General features: G+C 50.1%; 17 protein-coding genes and 1 other annotated feature. Of the genes, 11 read left to right on the forward strand and 6 right to left on the reverse strand.

The window, feature by feature from the left end:
* Nucleotides 1-88: 88 nt before the first annotated feature.
* Nucleotides 89-2,782: a sigma 54-interacting transcriptional regulator gene (locus ABNS49_RS02270; protein WP_289108081.1), complete on the reverse strand. Its 2,694-nt coding sequence runs from the start codon at nucleotides 2,780-2,782 to the stop codon at nucleotides 89-91.
* Between the two features lie 110 nt (nucleotides 2,783-2,892).
* Here ABNS49_RS02270 and rpoN point away from each other — a divergent pair, with 110 nt between their 5' ends.
* Entirely contained in the window at nucleotides 2,893-4,119 is a 1,227-nt protein-coding gene (rpoN, locus tag ABNS49_RS02275) for an RNA polymerase factor sigma-54 (protein WP_135980420.1), read from the forward strand.
* Nucleotides 4,120-4,311: 192 nt separating this feature from the next.
* On the opposite strand, the gene ABNS49_RS02280 is transcribed toward rpoN, so the two are convergent.
* The gene (locus tag ABNS49_RS02280) at nucleotides 4,312-5,109 is read right to left on the reverse strand and encodes a YoaK family protein (protein ID WP_135980419.1); all 798 of its coding nucleotides are present in this window, start codon (nucleotides 5,107-5,109) and stop codon (nucleotides 4,312-4,314) included.
* Between the two features lie 79 nt (nucleotides 5,110-5,188).
* A complete protein-coding gene (locus ABNS49_RS02285) occupies nucleotides 5,189-6,070 on the reverse strand; it encodes a DMT family transporter (protein ID WP_135980418.1) in 882 nt (293 codons plus the stop codon).
* Between the two features lie 139 nt (nucleotides 6,071-6,209).
* On the opposite strand from ABNS49_RS02285, the gene tig (ABNS49_RS02290) reads away from it, so the two are divergent.
* The 3 genes from tig (ABNS49_RS02290) (at nucleotide 6,210) to tig (ABNS49_RS02300) (ending at nucleotide 10,317) form a co-directional block, all read left to right on the forward strand.
* Nucleotides 6,210-7,442, forward strand: a complete 1,233-nt coding sequence (tig, locus tag ABNS49_RS02290; protein WP_135980417.1) for a trigger factor — start codon at nucleotides 6,210-6,212, stop codon at nucleotides 7,440-7,442.
* Between the two features lie 93 nt (nucleotides 7,443-7,535).
* Nucleotides 7,536-9,002, forward strand: a complete 1,467-nt coding sequence (locus tag ABNS49_RS02295; protein WP_135980416.1) for a family 1 glycosylhydrolase — start codon at nucleotides 7,536-7,538, stop codon at nucleotides 9,000-9,002.
* 100 nt (nucleotides 9,003-9,102) lie between these two features.
* Nucleotides 9,103-10,317, forward strand: a complete 1,215-nt coding sequence (tig, locus tag ABNS49_RS02300; RefSeq protein WP_289183846.1) for a trigger factor — start codon at nucleotides 9,103-9,105, stop codon at nucleotides 10,315-10,317.
* Between the two features lie 76 nt (nucleotides 10,318-10,393).
* Here the strand turns inward: tig (ABNS49_RS02300) and ABNS49_RS02305 are convergent, their stop codons facing one another.
* The 3 genes from ABNS49_RS02305 to ABNS49_RS02315 form a co-directional block, all read right to left on the reverse strand.
* Nucleotides 10,394-11,428, reverse strand: coding sequence for a hypothetical protein (locus tag ABNS49_RS02305; protein WP_348687817.1), 1,035 nt, complete (start codon nucleotides 11,426-11,428; stop codon nucleotides 10,394-10,396).
* A gap of 162 nt (nucleotides 11,429-11,590) precedes the next feature.
* The gene (locus tag ABNS49_RS02310) at nucleotides 11,591-12,223 is read right to left on the reverse strand and encodes an HAD-IA family hydrolase (RefSeq protein WP_135980413.1); all 633 of its coding nucleotides are present in this window, start codon (nucleotides 12,221-12,223) and stop codon (nucleotides 11,591-11,593) included.
* Nucleotides 12,216-13,673 carry a glycoside hydrolase family 1 protein gene (locus ABNS49_RS02315; protein WP_135980412.1) on the reverse strand — a complete coding sequence of 486 codons (1,458 nt, stop codon included), beginning with the start codon at nucleotides 13,671-13,673 and terminating at the stop codon, nucleotides 12,216-12,218. Before ABNS49_RS02315 ends, ABNS49_RS02310 begins: the two co-directional genes overlap by 8 nt.
* A gap of 176 nt (nucleotides 13,674-13,849) precedes the next feature.
* Between ABNS49_RS02315 and ABNS49_RS02320 the strand changes: the two genes are divergently transcribed.
* The 7 genes from ABNS49_RS02320 to ABNS49_RS02350 all read left to right on the forward strand — a co-directional run bounded on the left by ABNS49_RS02320 (nucleotide 13,850) and on the right by ABNS49_RS02350 (nucleotide 21,301).
* Nucleotides 13,850-15,319: a family 1 glycosylhydrolase gene (locus tag ABNS49_RS02320; protein WP_135980411.1), complete on the forward strand. Its 1,470-nt coding sequence runs from the start codon at nucleotides 13,850-13,852 to the stop codon at nucleotides 15,317-15,319.
* Between the two features lie 129 nt (nucleotides 15,320-15,448).
* Entirely contained in the window at nucleotides 15,449-16,537 is a 1,089-nt protein-coding gene (locus tag ABNS49_RS02325) for an FUSC family protein (RefSeq protein ID WP_135980410.1), read from the forward strand.
* Nucleotides 16,538-16,975: 438 nt separating this feature from the next.
* Nucleotides 16,976-17,224 carry a hypothetical protein gene (locus tag ABNS49_RS02330; RefSeq protein WP_135980409.1) on the forward strand — a complete coding sequence of 83 codons (249 nt, stop codon included), beginning with the start codon at nucleotides 16,976-16,978 and terminating at the stop codon, nucleotides 17,222-17,224.
* A 177-nt stretch (nucleotides 17,225-17,401) separates the two neighbouring features.
* Nucleotides 17,402-17,628 (forward strand) — a binding site (T-box leader).
* 35 nt (nucleotides 17,629-17,663) lie between these two features.
* On the forward strand, nucleotides 17,664-18,947 hold the full coding sequence (locus tag ABNS49_RS02335; protein WP_135980408.1) for an O-acetylhomoserine aminocarboxypropyltransferase/cysteine synthase family protein: 1,284 nt from the start codon (nucleotides 17,664-17,666) through the stop codon (nucleotides 18,945-18,947).
* A gap of 1 nt (nucleotide 18,948) precedes the next feature.
* A complete protein-coding gene (gene metA, locus ABNS49_RS02340; protein WP_135980407.1) occupies nucleotides 18,949-19,887 on the forward strand; it encodes a homoserine O-succinyltransferase in 939 nt (312 codons plus the stop codon).
* A 296-nt stretch (nucleotides 19,888-20,183) separates the two neighbouring features.
* Entirely contained in the window at nucleotides 20,184-20,999 is an 816-nt protein-coding gene (locus tag ABNS49_RS02345) for a hypothetical protein (RefSeq protein WP_304645496.1), read from the forward strand.
* A gap of 68 nt (nucleotides 21,000-21,067) precedes the next feature.
* Entirely contained in the window at nucleotides 21,068-21,301 is a 234-nt protein-coding gene (locus tag ABNS49_RS02350) for a hypothetical protein (protein ID WP_135980405.1), read from the forward strand.
* Nucleotides 21,302-21,470 lie beyond the last annotated feature (169 nt).

Below are 21,470 nucleotides of genomic sequence, written 5' to 3' on the forward strand. Positions count from 1 at the left end.
TATTCAAGCAAGAAGCGTGCCATCCGTCATTTTTATTTTTTTTTTGGATGTTTCGCTTCACTTGTATACAAGCAAAAAGTGTGCCAGTTCAGACACACTTTTGAAAGTTTTTATCGTTTTTGACATAATCGAACATATAGCCGATTTCCTCGACTGGAATATGGACGCCATAAAACGCCTCGACATCCTGGAACGATTCGCAAACCGCGTCGATAAATTGTTTTTGACGGGTCTGGAAATGTTCAATTTGCTTATAGTTTTCGATACCGCGATTCATGACGAGCCGTTCGATCAGACAACTCACATGGACGTACAAACCGAAGCATGTGTTGTTCGTGAGCTGGCAGTCAATCAAAGTTTGAAGCCGGTCGATGGCGTTAGCCACATGTTCCAGCAGTTTCGTCGGATTCAAAATCGTCAACGCGTTCATGATATTGGACAACGAGAAATTTTTCACGATGTTCTTTTTGAAAATCGCCAGCGCGCAAGGATCCATATAGCTTTTCAAATACAAATCAAGCGAGTTCGTGCTTTCCTGCAAAATCAAATCATCCAGCGCGACAAACGGGAGGCGGTCGATATTTGGATTCAACGTTCCGACTACGCAAATCACCTGATATTCCGCGAAGGCCAGATCTTCGATGCCTTTTAAAAGCAAGGAATTGTAATCGTATGTCAAGACGTGGATGGAAGAATCCGGCGGCAAAGAATCAAGAATTACGGTTTTCAGCTTTTCGGCCACACCAAGTCCGCTTGCGCAAGAGCAGATGATCAGCTTTTGTTTTTCACGATTGCGCTCGATATGATAGGAAACCGTACACGTGTTTTTAGCCGTTTCAAAAATCTCCTCCATTGGTTGCCCGCGCTTCAGTCCTTCGCCAATGGATAAGGCCATTTTTAAGTTGAGTGAGTTGATAATCCCGACATTTACATTGCGGATGTTCAATCCTTTCCACACGTCTTCCAGAGAGCCAAGATCGACGAGCAGAAACAACTCCTCGATGCCATCCATCTTTTTCAAATAGTCATTCAATTCGCGAATGCATTGCTCCTGGGAAATCGAAAGCGGCATATCAATCGCGTCGAACACATACTCGTCAAGAAGCTGGTTGACACAAACCGAAACCGAGCTGGCGGTTGAAAGTCCATGAGCCAGGATCACGCCCATTCGTTTCGGAATCGACTGCTGCTTTTCCAGTCCGGAAAGCAGCAGCGCCAAAACCAGACGATGCAAATCGTTCAATTTATAATCAAACGCCCGGCCAAGCATGCAGTCGATTTCAGACGCCATGCTGTAGTAACGAAACTTTTGTTTTTTCATTTGCAGCGTAAGTTTTTCAATTTGAAGCGGGTTTTGGCTTTGCAAAAAATGAAGAAGCCTGGATTGGCGTAAAAACGATCCCAGCGCTTTTTGAAGCGTTTCTAAATCCTTGCTTGAAAGTTCCATATGGTAGCCGGCGCAGACGTGCCGGACGCTTTCATACAGTCTTTGCTCGCAGAGTGCCGAATTTTCGCCGCTCAAATGCTGAATGAGCCGGCTGCTTTCGGCTTTCCAGACAGCGAAGAAGGTATCCGGATTTTCTAACGATTCGATTATTTCCTGATAAAACGCCAAGTCGTTTCCGGCGCTATGATCAAGATCCAGCAACTCGTCGATATAAATCCAAGACGGCTCCTCCAATTTGTTCAGGGACGCCACCGATATGTTTTTTGAAAGCGCAGAAGGCAGATTTTTGGCAGTGATTTCCATTTCGCCGCTATCGTTGATTTGAAACAGCGCCTGAACGCAAGAAGATTGAATCGTGCTTTTCAGTCCGCCAATATTTTCCGGAAACGGATAGGATACGAGCAGTCGAAAAACGGTCGAGCTTATTTTGATTCGAACATTCAATCGCTGTTGTTCGGTTTTAAAAATGGAGTGAATCATTTGTACCTTTTCATAGGTGCCCCGTTTTGATAAATTGGGAACGGTGATATTCATCGGAATTCGGCGCTGCAACGTTTTGAGAAGGACTTTTTCCGGATCCTCGGTTGTCGCGAAAATGAGCCGGACATGGGAAGTGTGCCACGTTTTGTTGTCGCCCATTCGATGATAGATGGACTGGTCCATAAACTGGAACAGCTTTTCCTGGCATTCCCCTTTTAAATTATGCACTTCATCAAGAAACAAGACACCGCCGTCTGCCAGCTCGATGAGGCCCGGTGTCGTCTGCTCGGCGCCTGTAAACGCGCCTTTGACGTAGCCGAACAGGTTGGCTGTCAAAAGCTCGGGATTGTTGGCGTATTCGGAGCAGTTGACCGAAACGAATCGGGCATCGGGTTTGAGCAAGCCCTGGCGGCTGGCATACTCGTACGTGAGGCGGGCGATTAAACTTTTTCCCGTGCCTGTTTCGCCCGTCAGCATGAGGGGAAGCCCGTTTGGCGGATAGGAAATCGTCGCCTTGCATTGCTCGACAAGGGAGGCGAGGCTGCCGTCGTAGCCAACCAGTTTTTCAAAGTCGGCAGGTTCTTTCGCCAAGCCGGCAAGCCAAAGCTCGAGATTGCCGATTTTTGTATCGGAAATGGAAAGGTTGTATTGATTCTCTAAAGCGGCGCGGCTTAAAAAGCGAACCGGTTTTCCTTCCGCTTTGATGAGTCGCCCTTCCTGAAACAGCTGCTGGAGCGCAAACGTAATTTTGTTTTTAGGAACTTGAAGAGTCTCGGATAAAGAAGCCACGGTATTTTGATCATAGGCACCGGACAAGGTTTGTTCGTAGATTTGACGCAAAAGAGTATCTTTCATAGGAATCACCTACAGGGAGTATATTTTGAAAAAAAAGCAAAGTCAAACGAATCCTTGTCACGATTTGTTGGCATGTTTCTTGCTTATATACTAGTGAGGAGGAAGGCGGTATGAAGCAAAATTTTTCTCAAAAACAAACCCAAAAACAAACCTTGACACTCACGCAAACGATGAAAAAATCACTGGATGTCTTGAAAATGGACCAGGAGGAGCTTGTCGAGTGCATGCGGGAACTGGCGTTTTCGAATCCATTTGTCGAATTGGACGAAAGCCGGGACTGGAACCAAATCATAGAGGAGACATTCTCGAAACGGCCGTCGCTTCAAGATGATTTGTACATGCAGTTGCGCACAAGCGGCTACGCTTACGATAAAAACCTTTGCGCATATATTATTGAATCGCTGGATTCCCATGGCTTTTTTCTGGAGGATCAAGAAACGGCGACTCGTGTTTTGGATTGTTCGGGCGAAGCACTGAAACGAGCCTTGCGTTGTGTCCAGTCTTTGGAACCGGCGGGCGTCGCGGCGACGTCAAGAAACGAGTGCGTCGTTTTGCAGCTGCGAAAAAAGAACGAGGATTTCGCGGCCCGGATTTTCCAGATGTATCCCGAGGCGTTGGCGAAAAAAGATCTGGCGGGCATCGCCAAAGCGGAAAATGTTTCGACGAACCGTATCCACCAGGCTCTCAGGGCGATTCAATCTTGTTCGCTCGATCCATGTCAGGCCTACGCGTCAGAGGCGCCTTCCTATATCCGTCCGGATTTTGAGATCAAAGTGGCGCATGAACAAATTGAAATCGTGCCTCGAACCGCGGGTGCTTTGCGAATTGACAATCAAATCGGCGTTTTGAAGGAGCCTAGCCCGGAAATCAAGGCGTATTTGGAAGAAGCGCGGTTTTTTATAGATTCTGTCAATAAAAGAAACAAGACTTTGCTCATTTTGATGAACGAGTTGATTCGGATACAAAAGAACTATTTTTTATTTGATGACGAATTGAATCCGTGCACGCTCCAGCAAATCGCGATGAGAACCGGTTTTCATGAATCGACCGTTTCCCGCACGCTGTCGAATAAGTACTACCAATATGGAGATCAGATTTTTGCGGTCAAAGATTTGTTTATTTCAAAAACGAAAGGCGGAACGAGCAAAGACTCGATTGTCAAAGCGCTGCGCCAGCTTGTGGAGCAGGAGGATCCGGACAATCCGTTAAGCGATCAGGAGCTTTCCGAAGCCTTGGCGGATATGGAATTGTATGTTTCCCGACGGACAGTCGCAAAGTATCGTACAAGTATGAAAATCCCGGGATCAAGCCAAAGAAAGAAAAAAATGAAAAAATAAAGCTTTAAGGGTGGTCATTTATAAATAAAAGCGTACAATAAAGACGAGGGGATAGAATTTCTGGCGCGGAAAGCCTGGAATGTTCTATCTGATAAGCAAAACGCACAAGGGAACCGCTATTTTCAAAGCGCTTTTCCAGCCGGCGTTTGCGGAAAGTTCAATCAAAGGTTTAGAGAATATAAAAAAGAAGTCTTAATGTCCTTTCGGGGTCATATCGAAGACTTCTTTTTCTTTTACGAGATCGGCGTAAATGAGCTGGATGAAAATAAAGCCAAGCGGAATCAAAGTAAACCAGATGGCCCGGCCGGAAAACACCGCGCACAAAAATGTGGAGAGCACGCCACCGGCCACAAAGACGCCCAGCATGCCGACATGCAGCCACGCCCGCTTGGAGAACGCCTGGTTTTCCGGATGCTTGAGGGCTTTGACGATATGGATGCCAAGCTGGCGGACGTGGTTGGTGCAAAAGGTCGTCGCCATCGGAATGCCTCGCGCCTGGCGAAACGTGTTGTACTGCATCGAGCACAGCACGTTGATCGTAATCTGGGTGATTTGGAACGGCGCGCTGTCCGGCACGAAGCCCAGCAGGGCGACCGCCACGATTTCCAAACCGATCAGGATCGTATCCCAGCGCAGCCAGTGATGTTTTTTGATCGGGGAAGGGAGGGCCTCGGAAACGATGGTTCCAAGCAGGTAGGCGCCCATCGGCACGAGGTAGTACACGGCTTTCATGAAGTTGGCGCTGCCCAGCGCCATGGCAAACAACACAAAGTTGGCGGTTTGCGCGTTGCAAAACACGCCCCCGCGAATCGAATACGTGTAGGCGCCGTAAAAGCCGCCGACGAACATCAGCAAAAGGAACACGTGACGCTTTTCGCATTCCAGATACTCGAATTCGCTTTCCTCGGTTTCCTCGATTTGTTCTTCGGCGAGCTCGTCGATGAGCTCTTCCTCGATTTCCTGTTCCACTTGTTTTTGAAGTTGATTCATACGCCCCCTATTATACTCGGGAATGAAAAAAAGTGGACAGAAAGCCTTTAAAAAATGGAATTTTTTGTTGACAGCGCTTTCAGCTGGCCGACAGGATGGCGCCGCACAAAACAACCAGGGCAAACAGCACTTCCCGCCCCGAAGGGACGGCGCCCAAAATCAAAAAGGACAAGCCGATCGACCAGGCGACGTATGTGATATTGAGCGGCATCGCTTTCGTGGATCCGATTTGGTGCAGCGCGTGATAGTAGCACAAGTACGACGCCGTGCCGGCCAGCGCCGCCAGCGCGATCCAGCCTATATGATGCTGGACGACCATGGTTTCCGCCAGTTCCCAGCCCGAAATCAAATTCATGATGACAAGCCCGTATCCAAGGGCGGAAACGCCCTGGCGCATCCACAATGCCTGGTCGCTGGAAATCGTTTCTTTTTTCATTCCCTGCTGCGCGAGCAAGCCTTCCAGTCCCCAGCACACCATGCAAAGCAGGGCGCAGCCAAGGCCAAGCGGAAAATTTCGAATCGAATCGTTTGGCGTCATCGACAACGCCACGACGCCGCCCAAGGCGACAAACATGCCAAAAACTTGTTTTCGAGTCAGCTTTTCTTTGAACAGGACAACGGCCATCAGCGCCCCAAAGGCGGGATACAAGCTGGAAAACGCGGCCGTGTAGCTTGGTCCCATGAAGAAGATCGCGCTGACGTAGCCGCTCATGCCGAGCGGGCCGCCCAAAATCGAAGCCAGAACGATCCAAAGTCCTTGTTTCGAACGCAGCACGCGCACCGCTTTTTTTATTCCCTTTTTCCATCCATGGTAAAACGTCAAATAAACAAACGAGCAGGTGTCGTGCAAAAACGCCGCCACGAGCGGCGCGATGAGCAGCGCCTCGTAAAACGAGAGCGCCTTCGAGAGCACGACCGTGTCCAGCGCCCATAAGACGCCCGCGAGCAATCCAAAACCCATAAAATAAATTCCCCCTTTTTCGCTTGTCTATTTTACCATAGGCTCTGTCGAAAGGTCGCAGGCGAAATGCAGGCAAACGCATTGTTGCAAGGACAAAGGACACGATACAATATAAAAACACAGGAAAGAAGAGGATCTTATGCAGTATACAGTGAATCATCGAAACGAGGAAATCGTCGTATTGGATGTGACGATTTCCAAAACAGAATTGGAAGAGACGATGGCCAAGGCGAAAGAAATGCTCCAAAACGCAGACGAGAAGACCGTGCGCCAATACGCTCTCAACTACGAGATTTCCAAGGCGATCGAGGAAGAGTTTGTCAAGACGCGTTCGAAGCTGGCCACCGAGCCGGAAATCGAAGAAAAGGAAAACGAAAACGGCGATATCGAGGCGCGGGTGACGTGCACCTTGATTCCGGCCATCGAAGTGGGACAATACACCAACTTCCAGCTGGAAAAACAAATTGTCGACGTCAAAGAGGAAGAGGTTCTGGCGGAAGCCCAAAAACAAATCGCCGCGCATCCGGTATGGGAGGAAACCGACCAGCCGGCCACATCCGGAAGCCAGGTCATCATCGACTTCGTTGGAAAAAAAGACGGAACGGTGTTTGAAGGCGGAAGCGGGACGGATTATCCGCTCGTTCTTGGATCGGGCGCTTTCATTCCCGGCTTTGAAACGCAGCTGATTGGCATTCGAAAGGGCGAGCAAAAAGCGGTGGAAGTGACTTTCCCGGCCGATTATTTTGAAAAGAGCCTGGCGGGAGCGCCGGTCGTTTTCGACGTGACGTGCAAAGCGGTGCAGGAAGCCGTGGAACCGGAGCTTACGGACGCGTTTGTCGCCAAGCTGGGCCACGAGCAAATCAAAACGGTCGAGCAGCTGAAGGAAACGGTCAAAAACCATCTCGTTTCCGTGAAGGAACGCGAGGCGGACGACAAGCTCGCGGCGGCGATTTTGGAAAAAGTGATGGCGCAAGTGGAAGTACGCGTTCCGCAAAAGATGATTGACAACCAGGTGGCCCAGCGCTTGAGCCAGCTTCAAAATCAAATCCAGCAATACGGGATGACGATGGAGCAGTATTTGAAAATGAGCGGACAGGAACTGGACGCGTTGAAAGCGCAGCTCGTTCCGATGGCGACGCAGGAAATCAAGCAGGCGCTCGTGCTGGACGCGATCGCTCAAAAGGAGCAAATCAAAGCGGACGAGAAGGAACTGCAAGCCGAGTACGAGCTGCTCGCGCGGGTGTATCAAATGCCGGCTTCCCAGCTGGTGCAAATGATTCCGGCGCCGGCGGTGGCGACGCAAATCGCGCAGCGCAAGACGATGGACTTCTTAAAAGACCACAACATGGAAGGGGACAAAGCCGGGCAGTAGCCGGCTTTTTTCAAAAATGAAACACAATGAAAAAAAGAAAGCATCCCAATACCGAAACCGTGTTAAAATAAACGAAAAAGAGAGGGAATAAATATGGGATTTCCAGAAGGATTTTTATGGGGCGGCGCAATCGCGGCCAATCAGGTTGAGGGAGGCGCGCGCGAAGGCGGAAAAGGATTTTCCGTCGCCGATATGGCGCGATACAAGCCCGATGTCGACGTAAAGAACTATCAGGCGCACAACGCGATTTCGCTCGACGAAATCGAGCGGGCGATTCAGGACGGGGACGACGCGTATCCGAAGCGGCGCGGCGTCGACTTTTACCATCGCTACAAGGAAGACATCGCGCTGTTCGCGGAAATGGGATTTAAAACGCTTCGTCTTTCGATCGCCTGGTCGCGGATGTTTCCGCGCGGCGAGGAGGAACTGCCTAACGAGGAGGCGGTCGCGTATTATCTTGACGTGTTCAAGGAACTGAAAAAGTACGGGATCGAGCCGGTTGTCACGTTGTCGCATTACGAGATGCCGCTGGATCTGGCGCTGAAATACAATGGCTGGACGAGTCGCAAAATGATTGACTACTTTTTGAATTTCGTGTTTGCGTGCTATTCGAATTTTGGCGAATACGTGAAGTACTGGCTGAACTTCAACGAGATCGACTCGATCATCCGGCATCCGTTTACGAGCGGGGGCATCGTGCCCCAGCTTTGCGAGCCGGGAACCTTGCGCCAGGCGTGTTATCAGGGGGCGCACCATCAGTTCGTGGCGAGCGCGTACGCGAAGATGCTGATGGAAAAACTGCTGCCGGACGCGAAGATGGGCTGCATGCTGACGAAACTGACGACGTATCCGCGCACGTGTCATCCGGAGGATGTCGCCTTGACGCAGCAAGTCAATTTGGAAAACTTGTTTTACACGGACGTGATGGTGCGCGGCGAATATCCAAAGCTCATGCGCAAGCGGTTCGAACAGGAAGGCATCCGAATCGAGATGCGGGAAGAGGATGAGGAAGTGCTCAAGGACGGCACGGTCGACTTCGTTTCGTTCAGCTACTATATGTCGCGTACGGAATCGGCCAGTCCAGACGCGGACCGGGTGCCGGGCAACACGGTGACCGGGGTGAAAAATCCGTTTTTGCCAAGCAGCGACTGGGGGTGGCAAATCGACCCGGTTGGATTGCGCATCTCGCTGGTTGAATTGTACGACCGCTACCAGGTGCCGTTGTTTGTCGTGGAAAACGGCATGGGCGCCATGGATGTCGTGGAGGCGGATGGAAGCATCCACGATCCGTACCGGATCGCTTATTTTAAAGACCATTTTCTGGAAATGGAGAAGGCGATCGACCTGGGCGTGGAGGTTATGGGCTACACGTCGTGGGCGCCCATTGACTTGATTAGCGCGTCGACGAATCAAATGAGCAAGCGGTACGGCTTCATTTATGTCGACCAGGACGACGAAGGCCGCGGCACGCTGGAGCGAAGGCGGAAGGATTCTTTTTACTGGTACAAGGACGTGATCGCGTCCAACGGGAAAAGCTTGCACGAGGAAAATGAGGATTGAATTTTGAATATATAGTTTCGCGCCTTCTCTTGCAGGCAAACGGTTATCCGAATTGTTATGGAGAGATTATAATGAAACTGTAGAAAGAAGATGGATCATCATGGATAAAAAAATCAATAAACCAAATAAAGACACAGTGCTGATCGAGGCGGTCGTTGCCAAAGCCGACTTGGATGAAGTCATTAAAAACGTCGCGGAAAGCCAAAAATCGGAAGACGAGGCGGCCAATTTAGAGTCCGCGAAACAATTCGAGGCGATGCAGCTCATTCAGGAGGCGATCATCGAAGAAGGATTGAAGCTGGCGACCCAGCCGGAAATCGAATTTAAAGAGGAAAAAGACGGCGACTTGCGCATTACGGTGGCTTGCACGCTCGTACCGGATGTCAACTTAGGAAAGTATACGGGATTCGAAGTGCTGAAAGAAGAAGTCAGTGTAAGCGACGAAGAAGTGCTGGAGTATGTCAACCAGCAAATCCAGTCCCAGGATATGTGGGAGGACGTGGATCGGCCCGCGCAGGATGGCGACCAGGTCATTATCGACTTTATCGGCGTGAAAGACGGCGTTCCGTTTGATGGCGGAAGCGCGGAAAACTATCCGCTGATCTTAGGCTCGCATTCCTTCATTCCCGGATTTGAAGAGCAGCTGATTGGCATTCAAAAGGGAGAACAAAAGGAAATCAACGTTTCATTCCCTGAGGATTACTTTGAAGCGTCGCTGGCGGGCGCGCCGGTTGTTTTCCAAGTCACCTGCCACGCGGTGAAGGAAAAGATCGCGCCGCAGCTCGATGACGCGTTTATCGAAAAGCTCGGTTTGGAAAATGTGAAAACCGTCGAGGAGTTCAAGGCGACATCCAAAGAACATATGCGGGAGATCAAAGAGCAGGAAGCCAAAAACAAGCAGGCGATTGAAATTTTGGACAAGGTCGTCGCGGATGCGCAAGTGGAAGTGCCGCAAAAGATGATCGACCAGCAAGTCGACCAGCAGCTCAACGAGCTGAAAGGTCAGCTCCAGCAATACGGTATGCAGTTTGACCAGTACATGCAAATGGCGCAGACAACCGAGGAAGAGTTCAGAAAGCAGCTTGAGCCACAGGCGGTTACGCAAATCAAGCAAGCGCTGATTCTGATCGCGATCGCTGAAAAAGAAAAGATCGAAGCGACACAGGAAGAAATCGCGCAGGAATATGAATTGATGAGCAATCTTTACCATATGCCGGCCGAACAGCTTCAAATGTTCATTTCCGACGATGTCATTCGTCCGCAAATCGTGCAGCGCAAGACGTTGGATTTCTTAACGAAAAACAATTCAAAATAAAAAACTTTAGCCAGCAGCCGCTGGCTTTTTTGTATGAAAAAGACCTTCAGTTGAAGGCCTTTCGGAAGACTGTCCATCAGTTGACAAGAAAGGGAAGGACTTTGGCGCGAATGGTTTCCGGATAGCCAAGCTGGTCAAGCGCCTCACTGGCGGATAAGCCTTGCTCGACCATGCGCTTTTGGGCGAGGATGACGAAGGTGGAGATCATTTCATTATGCTCCCGGGTCAGATCGTGAAGCTGCTTGTTCCACTCTTTTTCTTTTCGTTCAAATTTTCTTTCCGCCTCCTGAAAACCAAGTTGTCTTCCGCGTTTTTCACCACGTTGTTCTCCAATGCGCTCGCCGCGCTCTAGGATATGAGCAATTACACTAGCCATTGTCGGGGCTCCTTTCTGTTCATCTACTTTAAATTGTTTCACGTATTCGTCGAATATCTTCTTTAAATCGGGATCCTGCGACAAAGCCGCCAGCGCCGTCAAGGTTTGTTCGACGTGTTCAATCGGCCAGGTCGTTGGCGGCTCGTAGGTTTTCCCGTGACTGGCGCGCATTTGTGCGCAATAGTCGGCAATGAACCGGAAATCGCTTCGAATCGACTCGATTTTTTCCCGGTCCCAGCAAGCGATGTTTTCTACATTCATTTTATAATCGGTCAGGAACGGTTGCAAGCAAGGATATGAATCGAACTGAAATAATTCCCGAAACGACTTGGGTTTCCAGGCAAACCGGCCATAATGCAAGGTGAACACGACACAAGGAACGAACCGGTTTTTTGTCCATTCAAAACCGGAAGAATGTTTCTGTCGCAGCTGCCACAAAAAGACGGCGGCTATGTAGATGAAATTACGAACCGCCATCGTTGAATCGGAACGGGTCTGATTTTCAAAACAAAGGATGAAGGGCAGGTTGCGTTTGGAACCCGAAACGAAAACACACACATCGGGAAAAACAGGACGCAAGAGCTTGTCGAAGAAAAAATGTTCGGATAAGTCGATGTAGCGGATTTGGGAAGCGCGGATCACGGTCTTGTTGTCGTAAAGAAGAAAGTTGATCAAAGAGGCGACCACACTTGGAATCCGCAAAAGATCTTTTTGAGAGATGTCTTTGTTGGACATGAGATACGATTCCTTTCTGGGATGAATACATGTGGAAAAAAGAAATTCCGGATAAAACCAATCGAATGATTGGTTTGAAATGTTACTTTCCCATTATAGCAATCCTTTCTCGAAACGCAAGAAAAATAAAAACGCGCAATCACGTCACGCGTTTTTGATGAATTACGGGATCAGCCGCAGCAAGTCGAGTGGGCACTCAAACACTTCCACAAAATCCGGCAGCTCCAAAGGCATCGTGGCGCCCCATTTCGCCCAGCCAAAATCAACACCCGCGTTGTTGGCGGCTTCGTAGTCCGAGGGCGCGTCGCCAATGTACAGCACCTCGTCCGGGCGCAGTCCCAGCTTTTCAAGCGCGAGGCGAATCGGCGCCGGATCGGGCTTGTGTTTCGTTGTATCGTCCGCCAGCACGGCCGTTTCCATGAACGCGTCGACACCATGCGCCGCCACGTCGAGGGCGTACTGGCTTCTCGTTTTCGCCGACACGACCGCCTGGCGGATACCCGCCTGCTGGAAGCGTTCGAACACGGTCATCCAGCCGTCAAACAACGTCGCGCCGTTTTCGTATTCGTTGACCGCCTGGACCCAGCGGGCGTACACCGCCTCGGGATCGGGAAAATGCAGCGATTCCATGACTTTCAACCCCGGCCATGGGGCGTATGGCAGCACTTGCTCCCACGTCCACGGCCGCCCGGTTTCCTCTTCGAGAACGCGCATCAGCGGAATCATGTTCATGTCCAGCGTGTTCACGATTGTCCCATCCAAGTCGTATAAAACCGCTTTGTAGGCTTTACACATCGAGCTCGGCCCCGTTGGTTTCGATCGTGTATTTGTACCAGTAGTACGAATCTTTCGGGATGCGGTTGAGCGTGCCCTCGTTTTCGTCCTCCTCCCGGTCCACATACACGAAGCCGTACCGTTTCTGGTAGCCGTTGAGCCACGAAAGCAAGTCGGTAAACGACCACGTGCAATACGCCAGAACGCGGCAGCCCTCGTCAATCGCTTTTTTCAGCTCGATCAAATGCCGTTTCAAATAGTCGATCCGATACGGGTCGTGCACTTTTCCTTCTTCCAGCTTGTCGAACGCGCCCAGTCCGTTTTCGGAAATGACGATCGGCAAATCGTAGCGGCTCGTGATGTCGCGGCACGCGAAACGCAAACCTTCCGGGTCGATTGTCCAGTCCCAGTCCGTCGTTGGCAAATGCTCGTTTTGCGGGTTTTTGTACAAGCCCGGCACACCCTGCACCGTGCTCGTTCCTTTTTTTCCAGTCGTGTTCATCGTGTTCGTCATGCCCACACCGTCGATTGGGTTGTATTCCGCCACGCACGTCTGGTAATAGTTGACACCCATAAAATCGACAAGCTGGGCCGCCTCTTTTAAAATCTCCTCGTCGCCTTCCTCGAAAACCGGCGCCACGCCTTCGCTTCGCAACTGCGCCAGCGCGGCTCTCGGGTAGCGTCCATAGCCGTACACGTCCATCCAGTAGTAGCTTTGCAAGTCGTCATAATCCATTTTCGCCATCGCGTCCTCTGGCTTGTCGCTCTTGGCGTAGGATGGTCCAAACGCGAAGCTCGATCCGACCATTGCGTCCGACCATAGCGATTTCAAGGCGATGACCGATTTAGCATGCGCCATGAACGCGTGGTGGTTCACCTGGTAAAATGTCTTGCGGTCGTTGACTTTTCCTGGCGGGTGCGTCGCCATGAGCCAGCCATGGGCGGTAAATACGTTTTGCTCGTTCAAGACGATCCAGTGCTTGACACGGTCGCCAAAGCGTTCGAACAGCGTTTTGGCGTAGTGGACAAAATCGTCGACGATGTGCCGGCTTTCCCAGCCCCCGTACTCGTTTTCAAGGGCCTGCGGCAAGTCCCAGTGGTACACTGTGATCATCGGCGTGATGTCGTTGTTGATGAGCTCGTCGATCAGCCGGTTGTAAAACGCGACGCCTTCCTCGTTGACTTCGCCGTTGCCATCCGGAAAGATACGCGTCCAGGCAATCGAGAAGCGATACGTTTTCAGCCCCATTTCCTTCATGAGCCGCACGTCTTCCTCCATACGGTGATAGTGGTCGACGGCTTTGTCGCCCGTCGTCGCTTTGAATGTTTTTCCCGGAATCCGGACGAACTCGTCCCAAACCGAGCGGCCTTTTCCGTCTTCGTCCCAGGCGCCTTCCACCTGATAGGCGGCCGAAGCCGACCCCCAAAGGAAATCGCTCGGGAACTCTTTGTTTGGTTTTGTGATATACATACAAAAATCTCCTCTTTTTTTTATTATATAGGAAAACAACCCGTAACAGTGTAACGGTTTTCAAATTTGCGAATTATGGTAAAAACGGCCGAAAACGCGGAAAAACGGGAACGATGTAACAGCTTACAAAAGAAGGGTCCAATGATAAAATAGAAGCAGAAAGAGAGGATACGATTATGGGATTTCCTGAAAACTTTTTGTGGGGCGGCGCGGTCGCGGCCAACCAGTGCGAAGGCGCGTTTTTAGAAGACGGCAAGAAACTGTCCGTACCCGACATGCTGCTGGGCGGGGACGTGAACACGCCAAGAACGTTTTTGCCAAAGCTGGACGACAGCGCGTTTTATCCAAGCCACGAGGCGATCGACTTTTATCATCGCTACAAGGAAGACATCGCCTTGTTTGCCGAAATGGGGTTCAAATGCTTCCGGCTGTCCATCAACTGGGGACGCATTTATCCAAACGGGGACGAGGAAGAACCAAACGAGGCCGGACTGGCGTTTTACGACGCGGTATTCGACGAATGCAAAAAATACGGCATCGAGCCGCTTGTGACGCTTTGCCATTACGAGATTCCATGGAATATCGTGACGACATACGGCGGATTTTCGAACCGGAAAGTCATCGACCTGTTTGTCAAATACGCCACGACATGCTTCGAGCGCTACAAAGACAAGGTGAAATACTGGCTGACGTTCAATGAAATCAACATTCCTTGCATGCATGCCGGCGGCATCGGGCCGCTGTATGGTTTGGGTGTTATGGACGAAGAGGATATTCAGTCGGACCATCGCATTCCGCTCGACCAGCTGAAATACAACCTTCAAAGAACGTATGAGGCGCTGCATAACGAGTTTGTGGCCAGCGCGCTGACCGTGAAAGCCGGCCACGAGATCAATCCGGACTTTATGATTGGCAACATGATCGCCCACGAGACGACGTATCCGCTGACGCCCAATCCGCAAGACGTGCTCGCCTGCATGAATGTGGACGACCTCCACAACAACTTTTGCGGCGATGTGCAGGTGCGCGGCGAATACCCGAGCTTCATGTGGCGCTACTTTAAGGAAAACGGCATCGACACGTCGTTCATTACCGAGGAGGACAAGAAGATTCTCAAAGAGGGAACGGTGGACATGTACACGTTCTCGTACTACATGACCAACTGCGTGACGGTGGACGAGAACGCCGAAAAGACGTCGGGAAACATGTCGCTTGGCGCCAAGAACCCGTATTTGAAGGCGTCGGACTGGGGCTGGCAAATCGACCCGGATGGCTTGCGCTACACGTTGAATGTGCTGCATGGCCGCTATCCGGACACGCCGCTCATGGTTGTGGAAAACGGCTTTGGCGCGTTCGACACGGTCGAGGAGGACGGCTCGATTCACGACGACTACCGTATCAACTACTTCCGCCCGCATTTGATCGCGATGCGCGAAGCCATCGAGGACGGCGTGCCTTTGATTGGCTACACGACGTGGGGACCGATCGACCTTGTTTCGGCGGGAACGGGTCAGTACGCCAAACGCTACGGCTTCATTTACGTGGATCGGCACGACGATGGAACGGGCGACTTCTCCCGAAGCAAAAAGGACTCGTTCTACTGGTACAAAAAAGCCATCGAAAGCAATGGCGAGGATTTGGATTAACACAAAACGGCACCTTCGGGTGCCTTTTTTGCCGGTTTCAACTTGAAAAGGGTTTCACATTTCACTTTTTTCGCTTTTCTGTTAAGCTATTCCATGGAAAATCGGAAAATATTGAAATGAGGCGTTTTTATGAAATTTTACGATATTCTGCAATGCAGTCCGGACGTGCTGAAACGGATGATCCGGTCCAGCGACGATCCGCAGGAAATCAAACGGCTGCGTCGGGGGATGATCGTGCGCTCGCTTTTGATTGTCGTGTTCGCCATCGCCTTTATTGGCGTGATGGCGGCCTTGTTTGGCAGCGACAACAGCGCGATGGCCGTTTCGATTTTTTGCATCCTTCTGGCGGTTCGTTTTGTGAATTACGGATATTGCCTGCGCGATTCGATTCTCAATATGGCGATTGTGTTCGCGCTGCTGCTTGTGGCGCCTGTCGCCTCGTACGCGGTGGATCCCGTCCTCAAGTTTTTAATGGATGGGCTGTCGCTTTTCGTGATTTTGATGATGACGAGCGACGATCCGAAAATGGGAAACGGCGGGTTGTATTCGTTTGCGTTTATTTTTTTGACCGGCAATCCGGTGGAGGGACAGGCGTTTGTGAATCGGGCGTGGATGACGCTCATTGGATTTGTTCTTTGCGCGCTTGTTTACGCGCATAACCACAAAGACCAAAACGCGAATGTTACGTTTTGGTCCAAAATCAGGCGGTTCAGTCTTTACGAATACAAAGATCAATGGCGGATCCGGCTGGCAGTTGGCGTCGGGCTGCTGCTTGCGGTTTTCTCCTCCATACATTTGGAACGATTCATGTGGGCTGGCTTCGCTTGCGGATCGCTGCTTTCGGATGTCGATGTGGAAGCGAGAATCCGGGAGAAATTTTCCGACCGGCTTCTGGGCGTCGTGCTCGGCAGCGCGGCCTTTTATGTGGTGTACACGATTCTTCCCGCGTCTTTGTACCCGCTTGTCGGCCCGGTTGGCGGCTTATGCCTGGGTCTTTGCACCGAGTACAAGCATAAGACGGCGCTCAACTGCTTTGGAGCGCTTATGCTGGCGGCCGGCATGTACGGCGTGGAAGCGGCTGTATGGATCCGCATCGCCGATACGCTGATCGGAATCGTGTTCGCACTCGCGTTTTTCTACGTGTACGACCGGTTCGTGCTGCATCGCTTTTTGCCGCATCGTTCCCATTATGGCGCGCGAAAAGAAGAAAAAAAGTAGCAATCTTTTAAAAAGGAAATGGATTGTTGGAAGACGACTGTGGAATGGTCGCCTTCTTTTTTTATAGGACGAGGAAACGAAATAAATTAAAAAATGAAAATAATTGTGGTAAAGTAGGGATAATATAAAAAGGCGAGGAAGAGAAGAATGTGAAAAGAAAATAATTGTTCCAATTTCCTTGTTGATCAACGGTTTTTGGTATAAATATTCTCTTCTAATCATCTTTTATTCCCCAAATATATGCAGAGTAAAAACGAAGACATAAAGTAAGCAGAGAGAGGAAAAATGAAAAAATATTATATTTTATGTATGATTTATATATTGAGCATAATTATTGGGCCACTATTTATTTCGAATAAAGGATTATTGTGTGGTTTTATGATCATAAATAGTTATGCTTTTGTGATGGCTTTATCCTATTTTCTTTATAAATATAGAATGATGACATTGATCACAAGAGTTTCGTATTATGACAATTTTGATTGCGATAACAACTATATTGTTGAGGATTACTTAAAATATATTCATAAATTAGCGATGGCGCTTTTTGGCGGAGGTTCAGTGTTGACAGTAATTTTCAGAATTTTAAAAGCACCAATAGTTGTTGATATAAGTGTTTTTATAATCCTGCTGTTTATATGGATTGTTTTAGGTTATAGGTATTCAAAAAAAGTAAGCGGTAAATAGAACTACGGGTATTTGATCTTTAGTTCATTCAGTATGTTGATATAGTAACCTAAATCTTTTGGATACCTATTGATTCATGCAAGACGTTTTTGGGCATCTTGTTTTGCCTCTTTTTTTGAAAAATTTTCAAAAAATGAAAGACAAATGAAAATGATTGTGGTAAAGTAGGGACAATATAAAAAAGCGAGGAAGAGAAGAGTAGCGGCGCGTTGCGGGCCAAGAGAGATTCCGGGTGGTGGAAGGAATCGCTGGACGCGCGGCGAAGATGGTCTTTGAGCTGTCCGTCTGATACGTAAGGCGGAACGGAAGTCACCGTTAGCGGACTGGGGAATGGTTGTTCCCGACGAGGCGCGTTTTGCGAGAAGCGCGCGAATATAGGTGGTATCGCGGTTTTCGTCCTATGGCGGAAACCTTTTTTTATTTTCAAGGAGGATATGAAATGAGCAAACAAGGAATTGGCACGATTAGCGTGCAGGGAGGCTATCGGCCGGGAAACGGGGAACCAAGACAAGTTCCCATCGTGCAGTCCACGACATTTAAATACGATTTGGCGGATGATATGGGCGCGCTGTTCGACCTGGAGGCGACCGGATATTTTTATACCCGTCTGCAAAATCCGACCAACGACAGCGTCGCGGCCAAGATTTGCGAGCTGGAGGGTGGCAGCGCAGCCATGCTGACATCGTCGGGCCAGGCGGCGAATTTTTTCGCCATCTTTAATATCGCCGGCGCGGGCGACCATGTCGTCTGTTCGACGTCGATTTACGGCGGGACGTACAACTTGTTCGCCGTCACGCTCAAGCGCATGGGTATCGACTTCACGTTCGTCGATCCCGACGCGTCCGAGGAAGAGCTGGCGGCCGCTTTTCAGGACAACACGAAGGCGATGTTTGGCGAAACGATCGCCAATCCGGCGCTGAAGGTGCTTGATATCGAGAAGTTCGCCAAAGTCGCCCACGCCCATGGCGTGCCGCTGATTGTCGACAACACGTTCGCGACGCCAATCAACTGCCGTCCGTTCGAGTGGGGAGGCGACATCGTGACGCATTCGACGACCAAATACATGGATGGCCATGGCGCGGCGGTTGGCGGCGCCATCGTCGACTCGGGAAATTTCGACTGGGACGCCTACGCGAGCAAGTTTCCGGGATTGACGACGCCGGATGAAAGCTATCATGGCGTCACGTACACGAAGGCGTTTGGCAAAGAGGGCGCGTACATTACGAAAGCGACCGCTCAGCTTATGCGCGATCTGGGCTGTATTCAATCGCCGCAAAACGCGTTTTATTTGAATTTGGGGCTGGAATCGCTGCATGTGCGGATGCCGCGCCATTGCGAAAACGGGCAAAAAGTGGCGGAGTTTTTATCGAACCATCCGAAAGTGCGGTCGGTGACATATTGCGGACTGCCGGGCGATCCATGCTATGAACTGGGACAAAAGTACTTGCCAAACGGATCGTGCGGCGTCGTGTCGTTCGAGCTGGTTGGCGGCAAAGAGGCGGCGAAAACATTTATGGAACGGTTGCGGATCGCGGCGATCGAAACGCACGTCGCCGACGCGCGCAGCTGCGTGCTCAATCCGGCCAGCACGACACACCGGCAAATGAATGAGGAAGAGCTTCGCGCGGCGGGCATCAGCGGCGGTCTGGTGCGGCTGTCGTGCGGATTGGAAGACACGCAGGACTTGCTTGACGACATCGCCCAGGCGCTGGAGGCGTGCTGACATGCCAATCAAGATTCCGGAGGACTTGCCGGCGACCCGGACACTGCTGGATGAAAACATTTTCGTCATGACGGAAAAGCGGGCGCTTTCCCAGGACATCCGTCCGCTTCATGTCGTCCTGCTCAACCTCATGCCGACCAAGATCGAGACGGAAACGCAGCTCGCCCGCCTGCTGGGCAACACGCCGATCCAGGTCGAGCTGGAATTCATCCATACGAAAAGCCACGAGTCCAGGCATGTGTCGAGCAACCATCTGGGCAAGTTTTATCAGACGTTCGACCAGATCCGGGACAACAAGTACGACGCGCTCATCATCACGGGGGCACCCGTCGAGCAAATGCCATTTGAGGATGTCGAGTACTGGGACGAGCTTTGCGAGATCATGGAGTGGTCGAAAACGAATGTGTATTCGTGCTTCCACATTTGCTGGGGCGCGCAAGCCGGCCTGTACTACCACTATGGCATTCAAAAACGCGATTTAGAGGAAAAGCTGTTTGGCGTGTATCCGCACCAGGTCGAACGGTCGTCCTCGATTTTGTTTCGGGGGTTCGACGACACGTTCATGGTGCCTCATTCGCGCCATACGACGATCAAAAGGGAGGATATCGAACAAGTGCCCACCCTCAAGATTCTCGCATCCAGTCCGCAGGCGGGTGTGTTCGCCGTTTCCACCGAAGGCGGCCGGCAAGTGTTTATTACCGGACATGCCGAATACGACCCGCATACGCTGGAAAACGAGTATTTGCGCGACAAAAAACTCGGACTGCCGATCCACGTGCCGTACAACTACTATGAGGACGACGACGATACGAAGCCGATTCGAATGACGTGGCGTTCGAGTGCGAACTTGCTGTATGCCAACTGGCTCAACTACATCGTCTACCAGACGACGCCATACGATTTGGAAAAGATCGAGCTGCTTAAGGAATTTAAAAAGTAAATGAAAAAAGGGAAGTTCCGGTTTAACAAGTGGAAGGATATTGGGTTCTTCCACTTTTTCTGTTGACGTCCTCATTTTTTTCATGCTATAGTTTGTCCACATCCGCCTTCCGGCGGAGCCTGATTCCAATCATCGAAAGATTCCGTTCTTTTTCCCCAGGTTCTTTCCTCTCTTGTCTTTTTATGGCTTCCTTTGATTTTTTCCTCTTCACTTTTTTAGATCAAAGCACCGCATGAAAACAGAAATGGATCTTTTGCGATCTTGGTTTCATTGAAATAATTTTTGGAGGTGCTTACTTGAACAATCATCAATACTACTTTATGATTCAGCAATTCACGTTGTTTAGCGACTTTTTCATGTACGAAGTGTTTTCCCGCAGCAAACCGGCCATCACGTTGCTGGCACGCATCCTGACCGGCAAGCCCGACCTCGTTGTCAAGCGATGGGGGATGGAGGTAAAGAAGGGACTGCCGTTTTTTCGGCATGTCCGCTACGATTTGTTTGTCGAGGATATGGAAGGCAACTTGTACAACTTTGAGATTGAAAACGGCAGGAGGGCTCTTGGACAGCGGGCGTTGTTCAATTTGAGCGTGCTCGTTTCCCATATGTTGAAACCGAACGAACCGTTTCGCGCGTTAAACGAATCGTGGGTCGTCTTTCTGGCGAGAAAAGACTTTCTCAAACAAAACGAACCATTTTACACGTATGAATGGTTCGATCGGAAATGGAAGCGGATCCTGCATACGAAAGCGCATATCCGTTTTGTGAATGGAGAATACCGGGGCGATGACGCGATTGGAAAGCTGATGCATGATTTCCACTGTACAAACCCGGACGACATGTTTTATGATGAGCTTAGAGAAGCCGTATCGTATTTTAAAAAGGAACCGAAAGGAGTGAATGCCATGTGCGAGATTATGAGAGAATTTGAAAAGGAGTCCCGAAACAAGGGGCGTGCAGAAGAACGTAAAAAAGCAAAGAAACGCATGGAAGCCATTATGCGCAAATTGTATGCCAAAGGCATGGATTGTCCTACGATCGCCGAAGTAACGGGACAAACTGTTTCCAAAGTCGAAACGTTTTTCCAAAAACAAGCATTGAATAAAGGATAAAACTGTTTTCCGCCTTCAATCCATTCCCTGGGTTGAAGGTTTTATTTTTACGCGTTAACTGTGCAAACTTGGATGATATGTTTTATGATGAGCTTAGAGAAGCCGTATCGTATTTTAAAAAGAAACCGAAAGGAGTGAATGCCATGTGCGAGATCATGAGAGAATTTGAAAGAGAGTCCAAGAACGAAGGACGTAGAGAAGGGCGTGCCGAGGGACGTGCGCAAGAGCGGGAATCCATTATGCGCAATTTACGCGAAGAAAAAAGATTGCGCGAATCACCAATCAATCGTTATCCCAGGTAAAATCGTTTTTCAAAATGAAACAACCCGCGTAACAGTCCGGCATCATGGCACCCGTCATGATGCTTTTTTAATATGCAAGACAATAATGAAATCCAATAAAAGAGTGGTGGATTATTACCTATATAGAGGTTTGTGACATGCGAGAGAAGCGGTTGCTTGAAGGCATCAA

It is taken from the genome of uncultured Dubosiella sp. (genome assembly GCF_964018005.1).
In the GTDB taxonomy this organism is placed as follows: domain Bacteria; phylum Bacillota_I; class Bacilli_A; order Erysipelotrichales; family Erysipelotrichaceae; genus Dubosiella; species Dubosiella muris.

Bases quoted from the DNA above. Each gene is read 5' to 3' on its own strand.
- ABNS49_RS02330 (WP_135980409.1), top strand. From the start codon at position 16,976: ATGATGACATTGATCACAAGAGTTTCGTATTATGACAATTTTGATTGC.
- ABNS49_RS02315 (WP_135980412.1), bottom strand. From the start codon at position 13,673: ATGTATATCACAAAACCAAACAAAGAGTTCCCGAGCGATTTCCTTTGG.
- ABNS49_RS02320 (WP_135980411.1), top strand. From the start codon at position 13,850: ATGGGATTTCCTGAAAACTTTTTGTGGGGCGGCGCGGTCGCGGCCAAC.
- ABNS49_RS02325 (WP_135980410.1), top strand. From the start codon at position 15,449: ATGAAATTTTACGATATTCTGCAATGCAGTCCGGACGTGCTGAAACGG.
- ABNS49_RS02335 (WP_135980408.1), top strand. From the start codon at position 17,664: ATGAGCAAACAAGGAATTGGCACGATTAGCGTGCAGGGAGGCTATCGG.
- ABNS49_RS02310 (WP_135980413.1), bottom strand. From the start codon at position 12,223: ATGTGTAAAGCCTACAAAGCGGTTTTATACGACTTGGATGGGACAATC.
- tig (WP_135980417.1), top strand. From the start codon at position 6,210: ATGCAGTATACAGTGAATCATCGAAACGAGGAAATCGTCGTATTGGAT.
- rpoN (WP_135980420.1), top strand. From the start codon at position 2,893: ATGAAGCAAAATTTTTCTCAAAAACAAACCCAAAAACAAACCTTGACA.
- ABNS49_RS02295 (WP_135980416.1), top strand. From the start codon at position 7,536: ATGGGATTTCCAGAAGGATTTTTATGGGGCGGCGCAATCGCGGCCAAT.
- ABNS49_RS02305 (WP_348687817.1), bottom strand. From the start codon at position 11,428: ATGTCCAACAAAGACATCTCTCAAAAAGATCTTTTGCGGATTCCAAGT.
- ABNS49_RS02285 (WP_135980418.1), bottom strand. From the start codon at position 6,070: ATGGGTTTTGGATTGCTCGCGGGCGTCTTATGGGCGCTGGACACGGTC.
- tig (WP_289183846.1), top strand. From the start codon at position 9,103: ATGGATAAAAAAATCAATAAACCAAATAAAGACACAGTGCTGATCGAG.
- ABNS49_RS02270 (WP_289108081.1), bottom strand. From the start codon at position 2,782: ATGAAAGATACTCTTTTGCGTCAAATCTACGAACAAACCTTGTCCGGT.
- metA (WP_135980407.1), top strand. From the start codon at position 18,949: ATGCCAATCAAGATTCCGGAGGACTTGCCGGCGACCCGGACACTGCTG.
- ABNS49_RS02280 (WP_135980419.1), bottom strand. From the start codon at position 5,109: ATGAATCAACTTCAAAAACAAGTGGAACAGGAAATCGAGGAAGAGCTC.